This window comes from Micromonospora sp. RTP1Z1 (assembly GCF_033804685.1).
GTDB lineage: Bacteria > Actinomycetota > Actinomycetes > Mycobacteriales > Micromonosporaceae > Micromonospora.
Genome location: NZ_JAPFQV010000047.1, coordinates 46694 through 52828 on the forward strand (window position 1 = coordinate 46694; position 6135 = coordinate 52828).

Consider the following 6135-nt stretch of genomic DNA (forward strand, 5'->3'; position numbering starts at 1 on the left):
GTCGGCGGCAGATCCGGATGAGATCGAGGGCGGGTGCGCAAAGGCCCGCATCGGTTTGCGTGGTGCCTCCGCGGATGGCCATGATGGATCGAGACTGTCAGTCGTCGCTCTTATGATCACGGCCATGTCGGCTGCCTTCACCGTTTTGTGGACCCATGACGTTTGCCGGGAGCTACGCAGGCACCGCGTCGGCCAGCGGCCCCGGGTGGCGTTCAGCGGGGTGCACCAGTCTCTTCCCAGTTGGACCAGCGTCGGTGTCGGCGACGATGTTTTCGCGCTGCATGTCAACCGATGCGTGGTCTACGTGGTGAGCCGTCTACGCGTCGTCGACAAGCAGCGGCGCGACTGTTGCGGGGCCGCTCCAACAACATGGCGTGACCCGGCCTATCCCGGTCACGACGCGTGGGCGATGCTCGGCGCCGCCGGATGCGGGGCGAGCCCGGTACATGTCGAAGCGACACCGATCCGCTTCGACGTCGCCGTCCCCGGTGACCTGCTCAGCGCTCTGACCTGGCGCAACCGACGCAGAGAACAGCGCACCTTGAAGTACGTTGTCAACGGCCGTCTCGAACGCTCCGTCAGCCTCCAGGGCGTCTATCGTCTGACCGACGAATCCGCCGCTCGATTGGGCGTCCTGTTCGATAGTTCGCCGACCCAGAGCCGCACGGCATAGACCCTCCACGCGCATCATGGTCGGCAGCCATCGGTGACGGTCGACGCGCGTTGACGGCGGCAGTGAGCGGATGACCGCCGATGCCGGTCGTGCGGTCACCGAGGCGCTGAGCCTGCCTGCCGACGGGGCTTTCGAAGTCGACGGCGAGCGTGTACGTTGCGCCGATGAGTCGAGAGGATCAGGCCTCGGCCGCCTCATTCGGCGGCCGAGTAGTGGTATCGGCGCAATTGCTGTTGCTGGCGGTGTGCCTGGTCGGCAGCTTCGGTGTGCTGCTTGTGGCCGCGCTGCACACCGACGATCTCCCGGCTGTGCTGGATCCGGGGCTGGAACGGTTGGGCGACCCGAAGGACTCGCTTCCGCCAGCCGGCCCGGACTCGTTGTGGAACCCGCTGGTGTGGGTGTTCGAGATCAGTCGGGTGGTGGCGATGTTCGTCTACCCGGTCGCGTTCGTGGCCTTGGTTCTCGGGGTGCCATCCCTTGTCCGCACCTGGCGGATCGGCGACCGGAAGGGGTTCGGCTGGCTCGTGATCGGCACGGGGATGTGGTTCGCGCTGGCGGTGCTCGCCCTGACTCCGTACGGCACGCAACTACGCGGCTGGTTGCTTGACTGAGCCTGCCAGCCCTCCGGGATCGGATCATCGCTCGGCCTCAACCATGCGTCGGCACGAGCGGGCGCACGGTCTGCGGCAGATCCGTGCACCGAATTTTGATCGAGGGTGGCTAACCACCGGCCCTTCCCGTTATGACCGGTGGCGGTCCAACCACGCTGCGGCGAAGTCGACCAGGTCACGCTGTGGCATGAGATGCGCTACGGTGCTGCCGACCGGTCCGACTCTGGCGGCGCCCGTTGCCTCGTATGCGGCCCCGATGTCGGCGAAGTCCGAGGCGTCAGCCATCGGTGCCGTCCAAATGACCCAGCGGCTGTTGCCGTCCGGCTCACGGACAGCGGCTCCGTAATCGGTCATCGGTGGTTGGGCCTGTCGGTGCTCCGCCAGATGCAGCGACGTGTTGCGCTCGTGCCCGCAACCCAGCAGTAAGACCTTGCTGTGCTCTCGGTAGAGGGCTCCGAGCGGTGACTTCTCGCCCAGCCCTTCCTCGAGTCGATGGTCGCCGGTTATCGCTCTCGCCCGGGTGCCCAGCGCGGTGAACGACACGTGCGGGTGCGCGCTGCGCAGGGCGCCTGGCCAGGTGCGCACGGTCTCCGCCAGGACACCCATGTGCCGGCTGGGAGTACGCGCCGGATCAAAACCGGGGTTCTGCTCTCGAATGAGAGGCCACCACGCTGAGGGGACGGGCGGGTTGCGCCAGCGCGCGGGGTCGGAGTTGAAGGGTGTGTGCGTCGGCACGACCAGCGTGCCGGCGGGGCCGACCACATCCAGCAGAGCTTGGACGACAGCTTGTACCTTACCGACGACGAACCCCAACGCTCGTACCGACGAGTGCACCAGCACCGTGTCTCCGGCTGACAGGCCGAGGGCTCGGAAGTCGGTGGCCAGGGTGCTCATGGTGTGGGGCATCGGCTGCGTCACCGCGTCATTGTGCCTACTTGGCGAAGCGACGCCGTATCCGCGCCTGGTCAGCGCATCCGCTCATCGGCATGACCACGCTCCTCGCGGCCATGAGAGTAATGTCGCCGCGTGACGGAGGACATCACGGTGCGGCTGGACCGAGCGACCGCCGAAGACCTGTACGTCACCCTGTACGAGGTCGGCGAACACATCGCGGCTGGCGCACCGATTACGCCACAGACCATTGAGGAAGCCGAGCGGCTGGGGAGCCTCCTGCGGGAGCTCGGCCACTCACTCGGTCGCCGGTGCTCACCGTACTGTAAGCATCTGGCCTGACCAGGATGCCAATGCCTTCTATCGGCGGCAGATGACGATCTTCGCGAGCCACCAGCCGGGGCGGAGCCGACATGATGGATGATCGTATCGGGGCCCGTACTTCCGACAGGTGAGCGAAGCGGGCTGGATCATCGGGTCGCTGCCCGCTGGCGTCCTGGTGATCTTCTCACGCGCCGGTCCCGACGAGGGGATCCATCCTTGGGGGCACGGCCTGGCGGTGGAGCACGCTTGGGTTCGGGAGTGACGCGATGACGTGGCGGACGAGGCTGCTGGCTGTCGATGTCGTTGTTGTCGTCGCGCTGGCCGCAGGAGACAGTTGGTTGGTCGACCACGGGCCTTGGGCCTTGCCGCTGGCGATCATTGCGCTGATACCGGCGGTCACGTGGGGCGTCGCTGCGCCCACACCTGCGTGGGCCTGGTCGGTTTCCGCGTTGTTGCTCGGGGTGCTGCTTGCGTCCGTGTGGGTTTCGAGGGTGTACCTCAGTCATGGCCCGGCAGCCCCACCCATCGACTGGGCCCTGCCCTCCGCCACTGTCTCCATCATCGTGTGCACTCTCGCGATGATGATTTCTCGCTCGTGGCGCTGGAATCCGGTGATGGCGCTCGCGGCTCTGGCCGTGACAGCAGGATGCTGGGGACTGCTCCAGCGGGATTATGAGGGCGAGTGCTGCATGTCCATTCCGGCCAGCGACGCCGCGCCTGCAACCTCGGCGTTGGATATCGCCGACGCCGGCCACACCGAATGCGGGCAGGACGGCGGACTCTGCGACCGGGTGGTCGCCATCAGGACAACCCTCACGACGGCCGAAGTGCGGAAGGTGCTGCGGTCTCACGGGTGGAGCGAGGACTGCCGACCCGTCACGGGAACCCTGTCGAACCTTGGCTGGTACCGGTACGGCAGCCGTTGCATCTCGATCGAGAGCCGACAGCCCGGGACGATTGAAGTCTCCCTGCTAGCCAAGGCGGACTGGTGGTCACGCCTCGAACGAGAGTTGAAACCGTCTGCCCATCACCTCCCATCACCTCTCCGCGGAGACATCCTCATCTCGGCACGACCGGAAGTCGAGCTGTCCGCCCGACGACTACCGTGCGTGACGCTCGGTCAGCGGCAGATGCGGATGTTCGGACCTGAGGTCGTGGGCCCCGGGCCTAGGCTGGGCCGCCATGAGTGAAGAACTGCTCAACCAAGTCGTGTACACCGACTACGGCCAGCTGACATTGGAGTGGGGCGAAGAGATCTGGGACGGCGACGCTGACCGATTCTTCAAGGACCAACAGAACGGGCTCGTCGGCGCAGCGGTCCCCGACAACGTCGTGATCATGCTTGCCCGTCGGTCAGGCGGTTCCGCCGTACGCATCGTGCTGGATGCCTCCGAGCCAAGAGCAAGTGCCGACTGGGAAGACGTCGTCGAGGCATCGTTCGACCTGCCCCCAGGTCGTGCCATGCGATGGTCGACCTGGGCGGGCGAGTCCGGCGGGTCGCTCGCCGTGCCGCCAGGGCAATACCGTCTGAGAGTATCGGCCGCGGGTCGGGACGCCGGCGCGCAGGGCGAGTTCGCCGACGAAGTGGTCGATAGGTATCTCGTCGAACTCTGGCCTGCGGCGGCGGCGCCGGATGCTGTACTTCGCATGGGCAGCGACGACGCCGGCTACTGGCATCAGACATGGGGAAGTCGCCGCTGAGCCGCCTCACCAGTCTTCTGGCCGGGCCGGCCACGGGCTCTCGGACGTCCGGGCTCCAGAGAACGGTGTCTGCATGGAGACTCCATGGCGAGGTTCTCGACTGCCCTCATGACCCATCCGCTCATCGGCCATGACCGCGCGCTTCGCGGCATGTGCGGATGCCGCGTGCGCGGCGGACTGGGAGATCGGTTGCTGGGGGCGATCGGTGTTTGCGTCGCGACGGTTGCATGGTCAAGCTTGCCGGGTGGCTGATCTGGACTTCTTCGTCGACGTGGTCGTCACCGGCGCAGTGCTGGGCGTGGGCTTGACCGACTCGCCGGACGACGTAGCTCGCGCACTGGGTAGTGACTTCGTGGAGTACCGCGACCGCGCCGCGATGCGTCGCGACTACGGCCCGGTTGAGTTCTTCTGGTCGCGGCGAGACGGATCCGATCCCTGGCATGCGACCGGTTTCACCGTGCAGACGCACCGTTTGGCGTCCATCGACGTCACCGGGGGTCTCGTCCATCGGTACGGGCCGTTCGGCCGGCAGCTGCGGTTCGCGCGGCTGAACGCCGAGTTGGAGCGCCTCGGCTATCAACTCGAGGAGGTCACTCAAGAGGCTGATGCAGGCTACCGGCGGTACTGGCTTGCCGAGTCGCGGGTATCCCTCGCCGTCGCCACCACCCCGTACGGGGAGCTGATCGACGCCGGCGATGTCTGGTCGATCAGCGCGCCCCACCCGCGCGAGACCGTAAGCGCCGCGGGCCTCGGCGCGCAACGTCAGGCAATCAAGGATGGGCTGACCCATCTACTCCGACTCGGCGACGACCAGCGCAGGGACTGGCTGGACCGCCGCCAGCCGGCACCGAGCGAACGGGTCAACTGGTGGCTGAATGTTCTCCTGGTCATCGACCAGCAGCTTCGCCACCAGCCACGTCGGCGGGCGGACTGGGTGGAGCTGAAACTTTGGCTGCTGCGCCAGGGACAGGCCCGGGGTGTCTTCACCCGAGCCGAGAGCGCCGAGAAGATGGCGTACTTCGTAGCCGACATGCGGCGCACGTGGGCCGAGTTGCCGGAGCTGCTGACGTCAGCTGACGACGTCGTCCGGGCTTGCCTTGACGCCATCCCAGTCGGCCAGGACCAGGCGGCCATGCTCGACGACCGTCGAGACCTACGCGGCCTTGACCGCACGCAGATGCGCCTCTCCCGCCAGGCGAAGAATCTGATCAATGCTGCTCAATGGCACCTGGACGAAGTCCAAGATGAGCGCCTCGCCGACCAGCTGCGCGATTGGATCGCCGTCAAGCCGCGCCTCGTGTAGAAACCTGTTCGCCGAAAGGAGCAGCACCACGCTCGCCTCGGCCCAACGCACGCTCATCGGCAGTTCCGGGTGCCAGGACGACACGGCCTGCCGCTCACTGGTTGTAACGAGCGGGGACCCGCCAGCGCGCACGGACGGCGGCAGATGCGAGCATGCGTAAGCCTGGACTCACCGTCGAAGCTCGGCCACCTCGCCCAGCCGCTCGAGCTTGTGCGGGTTGCGGATCGCGTAGATCTGGGTGATCCGGCCGTCCTCGATGACGAACGACACGGCCGTGTCGTTCTCGCCGCCGGGGTCGATGCGCGCCGCGATGCCGCCGTTGAGGTCGACGATGAAAGCCCTGGCGCCGGGCGCGACCTCGGCGAAGCGGGCCATCACCGGGGCGAGCTTCGCGGCCCCGCGGACCGGCTTCGGGATTGTCGGGGCCAGGCCGCCGCCGTCGCCCACGACGAGCACGTCGGGAGCCAGCACCTTGAGCAGTCCGGGCACGTCGCCGGTGGTCAGGGCGGCGAGGAACCGCTCGACCACCTGCTCCTGCTCGGTGCGGCTCACCGACATCCGCGGCCGGCGCGCCGCCACGTGCTTGCGGGCCCGCGTCGCGATCTGGCGCACCGCCGCCGGCGACTTGTCCA

At 67.2% G+C, this 6135-nt stretch carries 7 protein-coding genes and 1 pseudogene; 6 read left to right on the plus strand and 2 right to left on the minus strand.

Going from position 1 to position 6135, the window contains the following annotated elements:
- Positions 1-124 precede the first annotated feature (124 nt).
- Entirely contained in the window at positions 125-673 is a 549-nt protein-coding gene (locus SLP03_RS22065) for a hypothetical protein (RefSeq protein ID WP_319462530.1), read from the plus strand.
- 164 nt (positions 674-837) lie between these two features.
- Positions 838-1284 (plus strand): hypothetical protein, encoded by a 447-nt coding sequence (locus SLP03_RS22070; protein ID WP_319462531.1) that lies wholly within the window; start codon positions 838-840, stop codon positions 1282-1284.
- 129 nt (positions 1285-1413) lie between these two features.
- Here SLP03_RS22070 and SLP03_RS22075 read toward each other — a convergent pair whose 3' ends face one another.
- Positions 1414-2202 carry an AAC(3) family N-acetyltransferase gene (locus tag SLP03_RS22075; RefSeq protein ID WP_319462532.1) on the minus strand — a complete coding sequence of 263 codons (789 nt, stop codon included), beginning with the start codon at positions 2200-2202 and terminating at the stop codon, positions 1414-1416.
- 108 nt (positions 2203-2310) lie between these two features.
- On the opposite strand from SLP03_RS22075, the gene SLP03_RS22080 reads away from it, so the two are divergent.
- The 4 genes from SLP03_RS22080 to SLP03_RS22095 all read left to right on the plus strand — a co-directional run bounded on the left by SLP03_RS22080 (position 2311) and on the right by SLP03_RS22095 (position 5503).
- A complete protein-coding gene (locus tag SLP03_RS22080) occupies positions 2311-2517 on the plus strand; it encodes a hypothetical protein (RefSeq protein WP_319459908.1) in 207 nt (68 codons plus the stop codon).
- Positions 2518-2765: 248 nt separating this feature from the next.
- A complete protein-coding gene (locus tag SLP03_RS22085) occupies positions 2766-3689 on the plus strand; it encodes a hypothetical protein (RefSeq protein WP_319462533.1) in 924 nt (307 codons plus the stop codon).
- Entirely contained in the window at positions 3682-4200 is a 519-nt protein-coding gene (locus SLP03_RS22090) for a hypothetical protein (RefSeq protein ID WP_319462534.1), read from the plus strand. The genes SLP03_RS22085 and SLP03_RS22090 overlap by 8 nt, the downstream gene beginning before the upstream one ends.
- A gap of 244 nt (positions 4201-4444) precedes the next feature.
- On the plus strand, positions 4445-5503 hold the full coding sequence (locus SLP03_RS22095) for a hypothetical protein (RefSeq protein ID WP_319462535.1): 1059 nt from the start codon (positions 4445-4447) through the stop codon (positions 5501-5503).
- A gap of 168 nt (positions 5504-5671) precedes the next feature.
- On the opposite strand, the pseudogene SLP03_RS22100 reads toward SLP03_RS22095, so the two are convergent.
- Positions 5672-6135: pseudogene (locus SLP03_RS22100) on the minus strand (RNA polymerase subunit sigma-24); the annotation flags it as partial.